The organism is Streptomyces sp. NBC_00873, from assembly GCF_045207415.1.
Taxonomy (GTDB): Bacteria; Actinomycetota; Actinomycetes; order Streptomycetales; family Streptomycetaceae; genus Streptomyces.
Window position 1 is genome coordinate 2,499,816 of the sequence record NZ_CP108803.1, and the last position, 14,943, is coordinate 2,514,758.

Annotated in this window: 15 protein-coding genes and 2 pseudogenes; 8 read left to right on the forward strand and 9 right to left on the reverse strand. The window is 69.3% G+C overall.

Going from position 1 to position 14,943, the window contains the following annotated elements; all coding sequences use genetic code 11:
* Positions 1 to 326: 326 nt before the first annotated feature.
* From OH809_RS11200 to OH809_RS11210, 3 genes are read left to right on the forward strand one after another with little or no spacing between them, the layout of a single operon-like run.
* Positions 327 to 755 carry a cytochrome P450 gene (locus tag OH809_RS11200; RefSeq protein ID WP_406422529.1) on the forward strand — a complete coding sequence of 143 codons (429 nt, stop codon included), beginning with the start codon at positions 327 to 329 and terminating at the stop codon, positions 753 to 755.
* Positions 752 to 940, forward strand: coding sequence for a ferredoxin (locus OH809_RS11205; RefSeq protein ID WP_406422528.1), 189 nt, complete (start codon positions 752 to 754; stop codon positions 938 to 940). The genes OH809_RS11200 and OH809_RS11205 overlap by 4 nt, the downstream gene beginning before the upstream one ends.
* Entirely contained in the window at positions 937 to 1,536 is a 600-nt protein-coding gene (locus OH809_RS11210; RefSeq protein WP_406422527.1) for an FAD-dependent oxidoreductase, read from the forward strand. The genes OH809_RS11205 and OH809_RS11210 overlap by 4 nt, the downstream gene beginning before the upstream one ends.
* On the opposite strand, the gene OH809_RS11215 is transcribed toward OH809_RS11210, so the two are convergent.
* The 6 genes and pseudogenes from OH809_RS11215 to OH809_RS11240 form a co-directional block, all read right to left on the reverse strand.
* Entirely contained in the window at positions 1,505 to 2,113 is a 609-nt protein-coding gene (locus tag OH809_RS11215) for a TetR/AcrR family transcriptional regulator (RefSeq protein WP_406422526.1), read from the reverse strand. The two genes, OH809_RS11210 and OH809_RS11215, sit on opposite strands and share 32 nt — an antisense overlap.
* A gap of 129 nt (positions 2,114 to 2,242) precedes the next feature.
* Positions 2,243 to 2,448: pseudogene (locus tag OH809_RS11220) on the reverse strand (3-oxoadipyl-CoA thiolase); the annotation flags it as partial.
* Complete coding sequence (locus OH809_RS11225; RefSeq protein WP_406422525.1) at positions 2,445 to 3,764, reverse strand: FAD-dependent oxidoreductase; 1,320 nt, start codon at positions 3,762 to 3,764, stop codon at positions 2,445 to 2,447. The pseudogene OH809_RS11220 and the gene OH809_RS11225, both read right to left, overlap by 4 nt.
* A 34-nt stretch (positions 3,765 to 3,798) precedes the next feature.
* Positions 3,799 to 4,509 carry a maleylpyruvate isomerase family mycothiol-dependent enzyme gene (locus OH809_RS11230; RefSeq protein WP_406422524.1) on the reverse strand — a complete coding sequence of 237 codons (711 nt, stop codon included), beginning with the start codon at positions 4,507 to 4,509 and terminating at the stop codon, positions 3,799 to 3,801.
* Positions 4,509 to 5,357, reverse strand: coding sequence for a fumarylacetoacetate hydrolase family protein (locus tag OH809_RS11235; RefSeq protein WP_406422523.1), 849 nt, complete (start codon positions 5,355 to 5,357; stop codon positions 4,509 to 4,511). Before OH809_RS11235 ends, OH809_RS11230 begins: the two co-directional genes overlap by 1 nt.
* A complete protein-coding gene (locus OH809_RS11240) occupies positions 5,354 to 6,523 on the reverse strand; it encodes a cupin domain-containing protein (protein WP_406422522.1) in 1,170 nt (389 codons plus the stop codon). The genes OH809_RS11235 and OH809_RS11240 overlap by 4 nt, the downstream gene beginning before the upstream one ends.
* Before the next feature lie 78 nt (positions 6,524 to 6,601).
* Between OH809_RS11240 and OH809_RS11245 the strand changes: the two genes are divergently transcribed.
* Together OH809_RS11245 and OH809_RS11250 are read left to right on the forward strand one after the other, a co-directional pair.
* A complete protein-coding gene (locus OH809_RS11245; RefSeq protein WP_406422521.1) occupies positions 6,602 to 7,378 on the forward strand; it encodes an IclR family transcriptional regulator in 777 nt (258 codons plus the stop codon).
* A 35-nt stretch (positions 7,379 to 7,413) separates the two neighbouring features.
* Positions 7,414 to 8,376, forward strand: coding sequence for a hypothetical protein (locus tag OH809_RS11250; RefSeq protein WP_406422520.1), 963 nt, complete (start codon positions 7,414 to 7,416; stop codon positions 8,374 to 8,376).
* 128 nt (positions 8,377 to 8,504) lie between these two features.
* Here OH809_RS11250 and OH809_RS11255 read toward each other — a convergent pair whose 3' ends face one another.
* From OH809_RS11255 to OH809_RS11265, 3 genes are all read right to left on the reverse strand, one after another.
* Entirely contained in the window at positions 8,505 to 9,563 is a 1,059-nt protein-coding gene (locus OH809_RS11255) for a VWA domain-containing protein (protein ID WP_406422519.1), read from the reverse strand.
* A 124-nt stretch (positions 9,564 to 9,687) separates the two neighbouring features.
* Positions 9,688 to 9,951 carry a hypothetical protein gene (locus OH809_RS11260; protein ID WP_406422518.1) on the reverse strand — a complete coding sequence of 88 codons (264 nt, stop codon included), beginning with the start codon at positions 9,949 to 9,951 and terminating at the stop codon, positions 9,688 to 9,690.
* A gap of 62 nt (positions 9,952 to 10,013) precedes the next feature.
* Positions 10,014 to 10,253, reverse strand: a complete 240-nt coding sequence (locus OH809_RS11265; RefSeq protein WP_406422517.1) for a hypothetical protein — start codon at positions 10,251 to 10,253, stop codon at positions 10,014 to 10,016.
* Between the two features lie 436 nt (positions 10,254 to 10,689).
* Here OH809_RS11265 and OH809_RS11270 point away from each other — a divergent pair, with 436 nt between their 5' ends.
* The 3 genes and pseudogenes from OH809_RS11270 to OH809_RS11280 all read left to right on the forward strand — a co-directional run bounded on the left by OH809_RS11270 (position 10,690) and on the right by OH809_RS11280 (position 14,468).
* Positions 10,690 to 13,842, forward strand: a complete 3,153-nt coding sequence (locus OH809_RS11270; protein ID WP_406422516.1) for a glycosyl hydrolase family 95 catalytic domain-containing protein — start codon at positions 10,690 to 10,692, stop codon at positions 13,840 to 13,842.
* Between the two features lie 336 nt (positions 13,843 to 14,178).
* Positions 14,179 to 14,286: pseudogene (locus OH809_RS11275) on the forward strand (transcriptional regulator); the annotation flags it as partial.
* Complete coding sequence (locus OH809_RS11280) at positions 14,283 to 14,468, forward strand: DUF397 domain-containing protein (protein WP_406422515.1); 186 nt, start codon at positions 14,283 to 14,285, stop codon at positions 14,466 to 14,468. The pseudogene OH809_RS11275 and the gene OH809_RS11280, both read left to right, overlap by 4 nt.
* Positions 14,469 to 14,943: the final 475 nt, after the last annotated feature.

Sequence of the window (14,943 nt, forward strand, 5' to 3'; positions counted from 1 at the left end):
GGTGCACAGCACCCCGTGGCTGCAGTCACGATAGCCATTCGCTTTACATGGCGTCAACGAAATGAACGCCAAGAACAAATAATGCTCCGAATGTAAGATGGATAAATCGGGATCGGTCGCCCGGCGGCTGCAACGGGTAGCCGCAACGGACTGCGCGTCCTCCGCGAAAGCATGAACGGCATGCATGTAACAGCATGTAAACCATTCACTTGCTGTATGTGAGGCCAGCCATTTCACTGGCGGCATGACCACCCCAACTACCTCCGACATCGACCTCTTCGCCGACGAGGTCGTGCTCGACCCCTACCCCGTTTACGCCGAATTGCGTGAGCTGGGCTCCGTCGTCCACCTCTGGAAGAACGGCGTGCCGGGGGCGTTCAACGAGGTGCTGCGCTTTCTGGGCTCCCGTCCACGCCTGGGGCCGACGCGCCACCAAGGACGTCGACATCGGCGGGGTCGCCATCCCCGCGGGCGCGCAGATCGCGATCCTGTTCGGCGCCGGCAACCGCGACCCCCGGCACTACGAGAACCCGGATGCCTTCCTCATTGGGCGCAATCCGATCGACCATCTCTCGTTCGGCTACGGCCCTCACGGCTGCGCGGGCCAAGGACTCGCCCGCCTGGAGGCTCACGCTGTGATCGAAGCGCTTTCCCGGCGCGTCAAGCGCCTTGTCGTCGGGCCCGAGGTCCGTGTTCCCGGCAACATCACCCGGAGCATCGAGGAGCTCCCCGTCCTGGAAGTGATCCCCGCATGAAGATCGTTCTTGACCGCCCCCGCTGCGAGGGGCACGGCCTGTGTGAGGAGGCAGCCCCCCAGCTCATGCACCTCGACGACGATGGCGAGCTCGTGCTGGACCGCGAGGAGGTCGGTGAAGCCGACGCCGCCCTGGCGAACGCCGCTGTCCGGGCGTGTCCGGTCGCGGCGCTGAGGATCGTATGAGCGGCGGCACGATGGACCGCGTCGTTGTTGTCGGCAACGGGATTGCCGGGCTCACCGCGGCCGACACGCTCCGTGAGGCCGGCTTTGATGGCGAGCTGACCATCGTCGGCGACGAACCGCACCCTGCGTACAGCCGCCCGGCCCTGTCGAAGGCACTCCTGCTCGACGGCGATGACATGTCGTCGCACGAGCTTCCGCCGGCCGGCCACGGGGCGACCGAACTTCTGGGCGTACGTGCGACCGGACTCGATCTCGATCGTCGGCTCGTCACTGTCGACGACGGTACGGCTCTGCCGTACGACCGCGTCGTCCTTGCCACCGACTCCCGGGCGCGACGGTTGTCCGACCTTCCCGAGGAACTCACCTTGCGTGGACTCGATGACGCGCTGTCCCTGCGAAGCCGGTTGGCGGGCCGGCCGTCGGCCATCGTGCGTGACGCCGCTCCCCAATTGCCGGTCGGCCTTAAGGGGGATGGCCCGACTTGTACGAGCCACTCGGCACCACCGTCCGCGAGCACGCGACCGCTTGAACAGCGCGGCCCTGCCCTCCGTCCCACGGGCGCGGTCAGGTCAGTAGCCGTACCCAACTGGCGCTGAGCTCGTCGAGCATCTGGTCACGCGTGAGCTTCCAGTCGGCACGGTCCCAGTTCTGGGCGACGAAGTCGAGCTCGGCCATCGCAAGAACGCCCCGGAAGCGGCGTCGATGGGGCTCGAAGCGCCCAGCCATCGTCAGTCCGTCCTCGATGTCGCTGATGGCCTCCCCCATCCACCGCTCGACCAGGTCGGTGAGTTCTGGATCGACCACCGCGGCATCGCGGCCGGCGCGGATGATCGGTCGGATGGCCGGCCAGCTGTCGGCGGTTCGCCGCAGCCACGCCATGATCGCCTCCGGCGTCCCGTCGACCACGGTGGCGACGAGGCCCTGTGCCGTGGAGCCGTGCTCGGGGGAGCTGACTCGCTGCAGCGCATCGTTGAGCTGCTCGTCAATGAGTGCCTTCATCAGTTCGCTACGGGAAGGGAAGTAGGCGTAGAAGGTCACTCGTGTGGTGCCCGCCGCAGTCGCGATGTCGTCGACCGTGGTGGCGGCGTACCCCTTCGTCTTGAACATCTCGAGTCCTGACTCCAGCAGCAGACGGCGCGTCATCTGCTTCTGCGCCTCACGAAGGTTCGCCATGACTGGATCTTAACGCGCCACTGCACGCCGCAGCGTACATACCGGCTTCACTCCATACATAGTGCACCAACTCTTGACGTGCCGTAAAACGAAGTGGCACCGTTCACGCGCTTCCCGGCGGCGCCGCTCGCCGACGTTGCGGTTGTCCTCGCCGGCGCCGTTCGCATTGCCCCACACCACGTCGCCGATCACGGCGTGGTTCAGGCCGGGCGCCTTTGCCAGCAGCCCGGTCAGCGCGGTCGCGCGGCGAGATCGTCGGGCCGCGCCCCGGCCTGGGCTCCGTTGAACCGGCCGAACGGGGTGCGGGCCGCCGCGTAAAGGCAGGCGTGGCTCATGATGTGCCGCTCCCCGTCACCGTCAGTGGTTCGCCTCCCGCGTCCTCGACGACCGCCGAGGACAGCGGGATCGGCGTGAACATGGGGGGCTCCTCGTCCGGTGTCAGCGCGGTCGGGCCGTACACCCAGTCGGTGAAGGCGTAGTCGTAGGTGTCCCGCGCCCGCATGATCGCGTTGCGCTGGAGCCGGGGCTCGCCGTCGAGGTGCCACAGCTCGCCCCACGCGCGGGCCGTGGCCTGCACCCGGTGGCAGTGCTCCACCCGTACCGCTTCGTACGCCGCCAGCGCGGCGTCCCAGTCCGGTCGGGTGCCTGCCGGAGCGGCCTCGGCCTGCCGGGCGTACTGCTGAGCGAGGACCCAGCCGTCCTCGATCGCCATGATCGCGCCCTGCGCCATGTACTGCAGCGGCGGATGGGCGGAGTCACCGAGCAGCGCGATACGGCCGTGCACCCACGTCTCGACCGGGTCGCGGTCGAGCATCTGCCACCAGCGGTCCCGCCACATCAGCGGGATGCCCTTGCGCACGGTGTCGCAGGTCTGCGCGAAGGCCGCGTCGAGCTCGTCGGGCGTGCCCCAGTCCTCCTGTCCGGCCAGGGCCTTGGGCGACTGGAACACGGCGACCTGGTTGAACATCTCGCCGCCGCGCAACGCGTACTGGACGAAGTGGCAGCGCGGGCCGACGTGGACGGTGACGTCCTTCTCCGCGATGCCGTTCTCCCGCACCTGCTCGATCGGGACGGCCGCCCGGTAGGCGACGTAGTCGGAGCTGACCACGTCGTCGCCGACCAGCTTGCGGCGGGCCACGGAGTGCAGCCCGTCGGCGGCGACGACCAGGGGCGCCTCCTCGGTGCTGCCGTCCTCCAGGCGGATCAGGGCGCCGCCGTCCGTGTGCTCGTAGTCGACGACCGTCCGGTCCGTCAGCAGATCGACGCCGGCCCGCCGGCAGGCCCGCAGGAAGATGCCGTGCAGATCGCTGCGGTGGATGACCATGTACGGGAAGCCGTAGCGGCGTTCGAGGTCGCGCAGGTCCAGCCGGGTCAGTTCCCGGGAGTCGAGCGCGTCACGCATCACCATGTTCTCCGGGACGACGCCAAGAGCCTTGGCCTCGTCCAGCAGGCCGTACTCGGCGAGGATGCGGGTGCAGTTGGGCGCGATCTGCAGGCCCGCGCCCACCTCGCCGAACTCCTTGGCCCGTTCGAGGACGCGCACGCGCAGTCCCTCGCGGGCCAGGGCGAGCGCGGAACTGAGGCCGCCGATGCCGCCGCCGACGATGATCACGTCGGCTCGGCCGCCGACAGGGCTGGATTCAGGATTCATGATCTGTTCCTTCGGTCGCGGGGCGGGCCCCGTGTCAGAGCCAGGCGCCCAGCGTGGGGGCGGGCGTGCCGTCGACGGTGGTGAGCGGGCCGGCGTCACGTCCGGTCAGGTAGGCCGCGATGTCGTGCAGTTCGCCCGTGACCAGGGCGGCTTCGCCGTCGCCCGGCAGCTCCCACGCCGCGCCGATGGCCGGTGCCCGCAGGGTCACGGCGGGGCCGGCGGGCGTGGCGCGCTTGGCGGTGACGTCGTCGCACAGGGCGGTGAGGAAGTCCGCCGGCAGGTCGGCGAAGGACACACCGTTCGCCAGGTCGACGGCGTGCACGCACACTTCGCGGGAGCGCAGCCAGGGCACCTCGGTGGCCGGCACGGTACGGCCCTGTGCGGTGACGACCTGCGCGAGCCACTGCTCGTCGCCGAGCGCGGCCATCCCCGTCTCCAGCGCGTCCGCCGAGTCCCGCAGCCACGCCGTCAGCTCGGCGGCCGGCAGGGCACGGCCCCGTTCGATGCCCGCGGCGCGCTCCTCCGGCGAGGCGTACATCGGCGTGGGTTCGCCGGTGGCGGCCCAGTGCACCAGGTTGGACAGCGCCTCGGCGTTGGCGGCGACATGCGCCGCCACGTGCGCCCGGCTCCAGCCGGGCAGGGCACTCGGCGCGGCGTACCCGTCGTCGTCGAGGTCGGCGGCCTTGAGCAGCAGCCCGGTGCCGACCAGGGCCCAGCGGCGGGACTCGTCGAAGGTCCGCCGCATCAGGACACCTTCTCCTTGACGACCCGGTTCTCCAGGCGTCCGATGCCCTCGATCTCGGTGACGACCGTCTCGCCTCCGAGGAGGTAGCGCTCGGGCTTGCGGGCGTGGCCGACGCCGCCGGGGGTGCCGGTGGCGATGATGTCACCGGGGTTCAGGCGGACGATCGTGGAGACGTACTCGACCAGGTCGACCGGGTCGAAGAGCAGGTCGCCGGTGGAGTCGGACTGCATGACCTCGCCGTCGACGAGCAGGCGCACGTCCAGCGACGGGCGGACCCCGCCCGGCAGCTCGTCGGGGGTGACCAGGTACGGGCCGACGGGGGTGGTGGAGTCCCACATCTTGCCCTGCAGCCATTCGCGGGTGCGGAACTGCCAGTCCCGGCAGGTGATGTCGTTCAGCACGGTGAAGCCCGCGATGGCCCGCTCGGCCTCCTCTCCGCGGGCCCGGCGCACCGGCGCGCCGACGACGACGGCGAGTTCGACCTCCCAGTCGAAGCGGTCGGTCTCCTCGGGGCGCACGATGTCGTCGCCCGCGCCGATCAGGGCGTCGGCGAACTTGGCGAAGAGAGTGGGGTGTTCCGGCAGGTCCCGGCCCATCTCCTGGATGTGGTTGCGGTAGTTGAGGCCGACGCACACCACCTTCGACGGGGCGGGCACCACGGGGGCGAAGTCGGCCCCGCCCAACGGGTAGGTGGTGGCGTTCGCCGGTGTGGCGGCCGCGGCGTGATCGGCCCAGTTCTCCTGGGCGAGGAGGGCTCCCAGGTCGGGGGCGCCGAGGTCGACCAGGACGTCACCGTCGAGCCTGACGGCCCGGGTGGTGCCGTCGGTGCGCAGGGTGGCGAGCTTCATCGCGGAGTTCCTTCCACATGGGTGCGGTCGAGCCGCAGGGCTTCGAAGACGGGCGAGTCGCTGAACCGGAACAGATCCAGGGCGCCGGAGTCGGAGTCGGTGGCACCGGCCTCGGAGCGGACCGAGAACGGCTGCCAGGAGGGGACGACGAACAGGTCACCGCGGGTGACCGACCAGGTGGTCTCGGCGACGGTGACGGTGCCGGAGCCGTCGAAGACCTGGTAGACGGACGAGCCGGTCTCGCGGACCGGCGCGGTCTCGGTGCCGCGCGCGATCCGGTGCATCTCGGCCCGGATGGTCGGCAGCACGTCGGCGCCGGTCGCCGGGTCGGTGAACCGGATGGCGGCGTGACCGGGCTCCACCGTGCCGCCGTACCCCTCCGCCTCGAGGGCGAGCTGGTCGGTCAGGGCGCGGTCGGTGTGCTCCCAGCGGTAGGCGAGCAGCGGCGAGCCGGGGCCGGTGGTGCCGGCGGACACCGGGCGCAGGCCGGGGTGGCCCCACAGGCGCTCGGCGCGTGAACGGTCGGGGGTGATCCGCTCGGCGTCGCTGATCTCGTCCCGGCCGAACTCGAAGAACTGCGCCTCGGTGGCGTACTGGAAGGGGATGTCCAGTCCGTCGATCCATGCCATCGGCTCGGCGGTGGCGTTGTGGTGGGCGTGCCAGTTCCAGCCCGCCTGAGGGAGGAAGTCGCCGCGCCGCATGGCCACCGCGTCGCGCCCGACGACCGTCCACACACCCTCACCCTCGACGACGAAGCGGAACGCGTGCTGGGTGTGCCGGTGCTCCGGGGCGTCCTCCCCGGGCATCAGGTACTGGATGGCCGCCCACAGCGTCGGGGTGGCGAAGGGCCGGCCGCCGAGGGAGGGGTTGGCCAGCGCGATGGCCCGGCGCTCACCGCCGCGGCCGACGGGGACCAGGTCGCCGGCCTGGGCTGCCAGGTCCCGCAGTCGCTCCCAGCGCCACAGGTGCGGCACGGCGTGGGAGCGCGGGTGAGCCGGCATCAGGTCGCCGATCTCGGTCCACAGCGGTACGAGCAGTTCCTGTTCGAAGCCCCGGTACAGCTCTTCGAGCGCCGGGGTGACCTTGGGTTGCCCCTTCGCGGAGACGGCCTGGAGCCGGACCGGGGAACCCGTAGCGATGTCGTGCGCGATGGAGGACTGAGTCACAGAGCCAGCGTGCACCGTGTCTCCCAGAAGAACATATAGATTCTGGAGAGCAGAACCCGAGAACCCGAAGGGAATGCCATGGACAAGCCGCTCAAGACACCGCCGCCCTACCCCATCGCCAGCGTGGACCACGCGCTGCGGGCGGCGACCATCCTGCAGATGGAGGGCGGCGCGACCGTGTCGCAGATCGCCGAGCGGCTGGGCGTCGCCAGGTCGACCGCCCACCGCGTCCTGGCGATGCTCGTCTACCGGGACTTCGCCGTGCAGGGCGAGGGCCGCGTCTACCGTGCGGGGCCGGTGCTGGAACTCGCCGTGCACTCCCAGTCCCTCGTGTCGCGGCTGCGCGCGGCGGCCCTGCCCCATCTGCACCGGGTCGTCGATCTTCTGGACGAGACCACGAACCTGATCGTGCGTACCGGGGACACGGCCCGGTTCATCGCCAGCGTCGAGTGCCGGCAGGCACTGCGGGTCGGTTCCCGGGAGGGCATGGTGTTCCCCGCCCACCGCACGACGGCGGGACTGCTCCTGCTCGCCGACCTCACCAACGAAGAGCTCGAGGAGGTCTACGCCCCCGAGCGTTACCGCGACCGCCCGGCCGACCGCCCGGATCTCGCCCGGCTGCGGACGGAGTTGAGGCGTCTGCGCCGCAACGGGTTCGCCGTCAACAAGGAGCGATCCGAACGCGGTCTCGTCGCCGTCGGCGTACCGGTGCGCGACCGGGACGGCACTGCGCTGGCCGGTCTGTCGGTGTCGATGCCCAGCGTGCGCTACGACCCGCACCGCCTCCAGTCCCTGGTGGCCGCTCTGGACGCCACGGCGCACTCCCTGGAGAAGGACCTGGCCGAGCAGCACTGAGCCCCTGGTCGCACGACTTGACCGCGGCGGCGGGCATGCACCAACAGTGTCGCCGCGATCGCGCTCCGTCGAGCAGCGTTGCCGGTTCCGGGCTCCTCGCCTTCGCCCTCGGCGCCTGCTTCCTCGCCGGGTTCGTCGTGGTGGAGCTGGGGGCCGAATCCCCGATCCTCGACCTGACCCCGTTCCGCAACCGGGCCTTCACCGTGTCGTCCGCCGCCGCGGTCATCGGCATGCTCGCCTTCCTCGGCGCCTGCTTCGCGACGAGCATGTGGCTGGGCCCCGTGCAGCACCAGGACCCGATCCGCGTCGCTATCCCCTTCCTGCTCCTCCAGGGGCCCGCCTTCCTGCTCATCCCGATCGTCTCGCGGCTCCTCCACCGGGTCGCCGCGTCCTGGCTGTTGACCTCTGGATTCGTCCTGATGGCGATCGGCTGCCTGCTGTGCACCCGGCTGGACGTCACCGACCCGGGACTCGGCGCGTTCGTCGCGCCCGCCCTTCTGATCGGCATCGGATTCGCCCTGGCCGTCAGCTCGGTGACGGCCGTGGCACTGAACAGCGTGCCCCTGAACCTGGCGGGCATGGCCAGCGCCACCACCAACATGCTGCGCGACCTCGGCTTCGCCCTCGGCCCTGTCGTCGTCGGCGCGGTCGCCCTCAGCAACGCGGGGTCGGCGTTCGCGGCGAACGTGTCCGGCGCGGATCTGCCGGCCGGTCAGGTGGCAGCGGCACGCGGGATCGCCGAGGCCGGAGGACCCATCGCCGTGAACAGCCTGCCGCCCGGCGCCCCGGGATCCGCAGCACACGGTCTGGCCCTGGACGCCCTGGGCAGCGGCTTCAGCACCGCGTTCCTGGTGTGCGGCGTGGCGGCCGCCGTCGCCGCGGTGCTGACCTCCGTCGGCATGATCGGGGTCCACGCCCAACGCTCTGCCGAGAACGAGGAGTCCGCACCCCTGCCGCACGGGCGCGACGGCAGACCGGAATCGGCCCTCACCAAGTAGGCGGACCGGCCGCAGGACTCCCCCAGCGGAGCTGCGCACGCGGCAGGGCACCGGCCACGACGGCCGGTGCCGACCGGTGTTGACCCCTCATACGCGGCCCGGACCCGACTGAACTCTTCTCCCCGGTTTCAGAGCATGATGAGCAGACGGGTCTTCGGCTTGAGCTTTCTGTTCACCGAACGACTCTGCACGTACACCTCCAATTTGGGATTGTTCCCCGCCTTCACGGAGACGGTCCCCTGAATACCCGTACCGAACAGAAGGCTGCGCGCCGCGGCGCCCGTATAGGCGCGATCGGTGTCCTTCTCGACCACGATGACTTCCTTGTTCGGCTGAACCTGAGCCCTCGCGCCCAGCTGGTAGTAACACGAACCGCGTTCGTACGTCACGCCCGGATGCGAATCGACGAAGGGGCGAATCTCGACCTCCTTGTCGACTTTCAGGAGCCGGTACTTGTCGGCCGGAATCGGTTCGAGGTTCGCACGCACCTCGTCAACCGATATGTCCTGGCCGACGGCGAACAGGTTCTTCGTGCCGCGCACGCCCTGCTCGCGGCCCCGGAGGAAGCTGGTGGCGGCAGCGCGCACAGTGCCGATCGCCTCCTCGACACCCTCCTGGGAATCCGCATCCCAGATGGCGATGTTTCCGGCCGGGAAACCGTAGTTCTGGGCAGTGCGCTTCGCCAGGGAGTTCGGAACGAGGATCGCGGACGTCCAGTGGCCCGGAAGCCCGCCCATCTTCGCCGCGATCTTGTCGAGCCAGGGGCCGAGGATGGCCATGTCGCCGTCGTGCCGCCTGTCGCCGCCGGAGGCGTTCTCCTCGCCGTCCGTCACCACGATCTGGAGGAAGCTGTGCTCGCCGTATTCCTCCCAGATGTGGCCCAGGTCGTCCAGGGACTTCAGTGAAGCCTCGATGAGGGCCGTAGCGCCATTGTTGACCTTGTACAGCCCCCGCATGGACGGCAGATGCTTCACGTCCATGTCCCAGACCAGGTTCTCCACCTTGTGGTCGAAGGAGTAGAGGCTGATCCGGGTCTCATGGCCGAGGCTGTCCGACTCGGCCTTCAGACCCGCTACGAACTCATCGACGACACGGATGAGCTGCCCCTGGTGCTGATACATGGAACCTGAACAGTCCACTACCAGCGCGACGTGATTCACCTTGTGCTGGATCTTGTTGGCGGACACGTTTCTGCTCCTTCTCCGAGGCTCCCCGAGTGATGCTCAAACCCTATGGGGAGGCACTGACAACGGAGTTTGACGCACCAACACCTGACCGCGCCTCGGAGGCCGCCCCGTCGCAGGGCAGCCATCAGCCTCCCAGAACCCACCGGGCCACCGCGATCGCGCAGAGGATCAGCGGCGGCGCCAGCCACCAGGGGCCCATCGCGCGCCGAACCGTGGGAGGGACGACCGTGACGAGCAGTCCGAGGCCGCTGACCACGATGGCGAGAAAGCACATCAGTGTGATCGCACCGTACGCGTCCTGGTCCCAGCTCCCCGAAGGGCGTGTGATCAGCGCCGTACAGCAACAGAATGCCGCGATCGCGTAAAGGAGTGTCAGCGGTACAGCCATGACCCGCCGAAGGCAGCCGCTGTCGTCCCCGGGCGCGCGTGTGGTTTCGAACCGGTCGGGCATCAGCGCAGTGCTTCCCTGGCGTTATCGAGGTCGTTGTTGAATCCCCGGCCGTACGCCTGGGCCTGGTCTCCTTCCCAGTAGGGCCCGCCGTTGTACCGCACGGCAAGTTCTTGGTACTGGGCGGACGTCATCTCCTCTGCGGGCACATGGGCGAACCCACTCTCCGCTTTCGCCGCGGAGCCCATCAGGACCGCGGCGGCGAGAACTCCTGGCAGAACAGCTCGGGTCCGGAGATGCATGCCCCCACCTCCCAAAATCAAATAGGAAATTGATGGGGCGATAGTGTGACATGAGTGACGCCCCGTCAAGCCCCGCAGGGCAGTTCACCCCCGTGCGGCCCGCCGGCGCGGCGAGGGGAGTAGGGCGGAATCACCCTCATTCAGGCGGTATGACGAACAGTGACGGGCCGCGCATTGAAGCGGTGACGGGATTGGGTCGACCTCCGGGGTCAACTGCGATCCCTGGAGGATCAAGTGCGTCACTCTATGAGGGCGAGCAGAAATCGTATAGGAAAGTTGGTCAAAATCATTGACAGGGCCCGCCCGTGCCGCTGCACTGCTGCACAGTCCCCGCCGTGCAGCGGCTGGACGCCCAAGCCCCCGCCCTCGAAGAAGGAGCCGCCCTGCCATGCCCCCTCGTTTTCCTGTCCAACCTCCCGCCGAGGACAAAGGCGGTATGTCGCGCCGTGGCGTTCTGCGCGCCGCGGCGTGCGGTGGCGCACTGGCCCTGACCCCTCTGGTCACCAACCTCACTTCGGCGTCCGCGGCACCGGCCGCCTCCGGACCGGCCGCGACGACGTCGGTGCGGCCCCCCAAGCTCGCCCGCCACTCCCTCTGGTACCGGCTCCCCGCCACAGACTGGCAGTCCCAGGCGCTGCCGATCGGCAATGGCCGGCTCGGCGCCATGCTCTTCGGCCAGCCCGACCGCGAACGGATCCAGTTCAACGAGCAGAGCCTGTGGGGCGGAGTCAACAATTGGGACGGCGGCTTCGACACGGGCATGACCGGCTTCGGTTCCTACCGGGCCTTCGGTGACGTCGTGCTCTCCTTCGGCGCCCGGCCCGAGGTCACCTCCCCCGGTGGCCCCTACAGGACCGCCGCGAACCAGGGCTCGGACAAGACCATCGACGGCGCCCTGCAGACGAAATGGTGCATCGAAGGCCCCCCGAAGGAGGTCATCTGGCAGGCGGCCCTCACCGCGCCCGCGGCGGTGTCGACCTACCGGCTCACGAGCGCCGAAGATGTCCCCGACCGGGACCCCCAGACCTGGACCTTCCAGGGCTCGACGGACGGGTCCGCGTGGACCACGCTGGACACCCGGTCGCTGCCCGGCCCCTTCGAGAGCCGGAACCAGACCAAGGAGTTCACCTGCTCCAACAGTGCTGCCTACAGCTCCTACCGCTTCGTCTTCACGCCCCGCCCAGGGGTGAGCCACTTCCAGGTGGCCGAGATCGCACTCGCCGGGGTCGACCTCGGCGGACGGGGCCTCCTGTACGTCTCCTCGCCCTCCGGCCACGCCCACGGCGCCGGACGCGGGCACGACATCTCCCGGAGCATGGACGGAAACGGCTCCACCGTGTGGCGAGCGGCCGACGCGACCGCCGGAGCGGTGTGGCAAGGCGACCTGCAGTCGGTTGCGACGGTCACCGGCTACAGCGTGACGGCTGCGCCGGACACTCCCGAGGAGGACCCCGGTTCGCTGACCCTCGAGGGCTCCGCGGGCGGCCTGGAGTGGACGCTGCTCGACGAGCGCGACATCCAGCCCGCACTCGACCGCGGTGAGCGCCGGCAGTTCACCGTCGGCAAGCCCGGGGCGTTCACCCGCTACCGTCTGACGCTGCGGCCGAGGTCCGGATCCTCGGTCGTGCGCGTCGCCGAGATCCGTCTCATCGGCACCGGACTCGACACGGCGAAGCTGGGCCCGGTGATCGAGTACCGCCGGGCGCTCGACCCCGAGTCCGGAATCCACGCCACGTGGTTCGGCTCCCCCGGGCAGCGGGTCCTGCGGGAAGCGTTCGCCAGCCGGTCCGCCGACCTGCTCGTGCTGCGCTACGAGGCCGAGCGCGCCGGCGCGCTCGACTGCGATATCGCCCTCACCTCCGCGCAGGGTGCGCCCGCGTCGGTGGACGCCGCAGCGGGGACCGTCCGATTCGGTGGCACCATGGGAAACGGCCTGAAGCATGCCGCCGTCCTCCGGGTGACCGACACCGACGGTTCCGTGACCGCCGTGGGTTCCCAACTCCGGGTTCGATCGGCGAAGCGCATGACCCTGCTCCTCGACGCGCGCACCGACTACAAACTCGACGCCGCCGCGAACTGGCGCGGGCCGGACCCCCAGCCCGCCATCACGGCTGCCCTCGGCACCGCAGCCCGACAGTCCTACGAGGCGCTGCGCGAGGCGCAGGTCGCCGAGGCCGGCGCCGTGGCCGAGCGCGTATCCGTGAACTGGGGAAGCACCGACGACGAGGTCACCGCGCTCCCGACAGACGCACGGCTCGCCCGTTACGGCGACGGCAAGTCCGACCCCGGGCTCGAGCAGAGCATGTTCGTGCTCGGCCGCTACCTGCTCCACAGCTCCTCCAGGCCGGGCGGCCTGCCCGCCAACCTCCAAGGGCTCTGGAACGACAGCAACCAGCCCCCGTGGGCGTCGGACTACCACACGAACATCAACGTCCAGATGAACTACTGGGGCGCGGAGACGGCCAACCTCAGCGAGAGCCATGAGGCACTTGTCGAGTTCGTGCGCCAGGTAGCGGTGCCCAGCCGCGTCGCGACCCGCAAAGCCTTCGGCGCCGAAACCCGAGGTTGGACGGCACGCACGAGCCAGAGCATCTTCGGGGGCAACGCGTGGGAGTGGAACACCGTCGCCAGCGCCTGGTACGCGCAGCACCTGTACGAGCACTGGGCCTTCACCCAGGACCTCACGTACCTGCGCGACGTCGCCTACCCGATGATCAAGGAGATCTGCCAGTTCTGGGAGGACCGGCTCGTCGAGAACGCGGCCGGCCAGCTCGTGTCCCCCAACGGGTGGTCGCCCGAGCACGGCCCGCGCGAAGACGGCGTGATGTACGACCAGCAGATCATCTGGGACCTCTTCCGAAACTACCTCGACTGCGCGGCGGTGCTGGAGGTCGACCCCGAGTACCGGGCCACCGTCGCCGACATGCAGAGGCGGCTCGCGCCCAACAAGATCGGCCGGTGGGGCCAGCTCCAGGAGTGGCAGGCCGACCGCGACGACCCGAACGACATCCACCGCCACACCTCGCACCTGTTCGCGGTGTACCCGGGCCGCCAGATCACCCCGAAGACGCCCGAACTCGCGGCAGCCGCTCTCGTCTCGCTCAAGGGGCGGTGCGGCGAGAAGGAAGGCGTCCCGTTCGACGAGACCGTCGTCTCCGGTGACAGCCGGGGGTCGTGGACCTGGCCCTGGCGGGCCGCGCTGTTCGCGCGTCTCGGTGACGGCGAGCGGGCGCGGTACATGGTCCGGGGTCTGCTGCGGTACAACACGGGGACGAACCTCTTCTGCAAAATCCCGCCGTTCCAGATGGACGGCAACTTCGGCATCACCGGCGCGATCGCCGAGATGCTCCTGCAGAGCCACGAGAAGGTCATCCACCTCCTGCCGGCGCTGCCGAAGGACTGGGCCGACGGCTCGTTCACGGGTCTGCGCGCCCGCGGCGGCTACGAGGTCAGCTGCACCTGGCGCGGCGGGCGCGTCACGGATTTCAAGGTCGTGGCCGACCGGGCGCACAACCGGGACAACGTCATCGTCCGCGTCAACGACAAGGAGGTCTGGGTCAAGCCGGTGAAACCGCGCCGCGGTAACTGACCCCCGGCACCCACCACTTCCCGCCCTGGGCCGATGGACGCCGTCCGGTGTCCACCGGCCCAGTGAAGTTCCCCTGAAGTTCCCCCGGGGAACTTCACCGCGTATGGACCACATTTGCCCTCGTGGGCCTCGCACTGCATGGCGGCGATGGCTGAGAAAATGCCCACGAGCGGGTATCGACCGATTGACGAGCCAGGGAGTGGCTGTTCGCGTGCGGGGCGACGCGGCCTGGGCATATGCCGGTCCGCCAGATCGCCGGGCCGTACGCTGAGTCAGCGTACGAGTACGGAGAGTGGAAACAACCTCTAACGACGCGTGACCATGGGTGGGTTGGCGCCCAAAGTGGTCAGTACGCTCCACATGCGGTATGCCAGGATGCGGTCACAGGCTCTCTCACTGGAGGACTCCCTGAGCCTGTTGCGGCAGATGCGAGGAGCAGTATGAACACCACAGAGCTGACTTGGTTCAAGAGCAGCTACAGCAGCGGATCGGGCGACAGTTGCGTTGAGGTGGCTATAGCCCCCGTGACAGTTCACGTCCGGGATTCGAAGGTCGAGCAGGGTCCTCACCTCGCCCTCTCACCCACCTCGTGGACGAGCTTCCTCTCGTACGCGGCCCAAGCCTGACTGAGCGCCCCGTGCCGGTTCGGGTCCGGCTCCGGGGCGCCACTCTCAGGCGTCCTCATCCGCTGGGTGAAGTAGGCGTGGGCTGCGCGCATCTCGGCCTTGCGGTTGGCCTTGTAGAAGGGTGCGGTGTAGCCCTCGGGGGGATCGGAGCGCTCGCCGTTGTTGAAGGCGAGGAGCTGCTCGTAGTGCTCCTTGGTCTGGCCGAAGCCGTACGTGTACCGGTCGCCCGCGATCTTGCGCTCGTTCGCGTCGAACCAAGTGGGTCATCGAGAAGACGTCGCCGAAGTCACGTTGAACAGAACAGCAGGTCAGATACCCCTTGACCAAGCTACGGCAACGCCGGACGGCCCGAGAGCGTCAGACGAGCGTCGCGGGTCACAAGCGGCAACGCTCGAACGGATGATGGACCAGTGTGCTGTCGAGCAACGGGTCGTGACGTCGACAGCCGAGCGAAATAGAGCGCACGGGCTCGGAC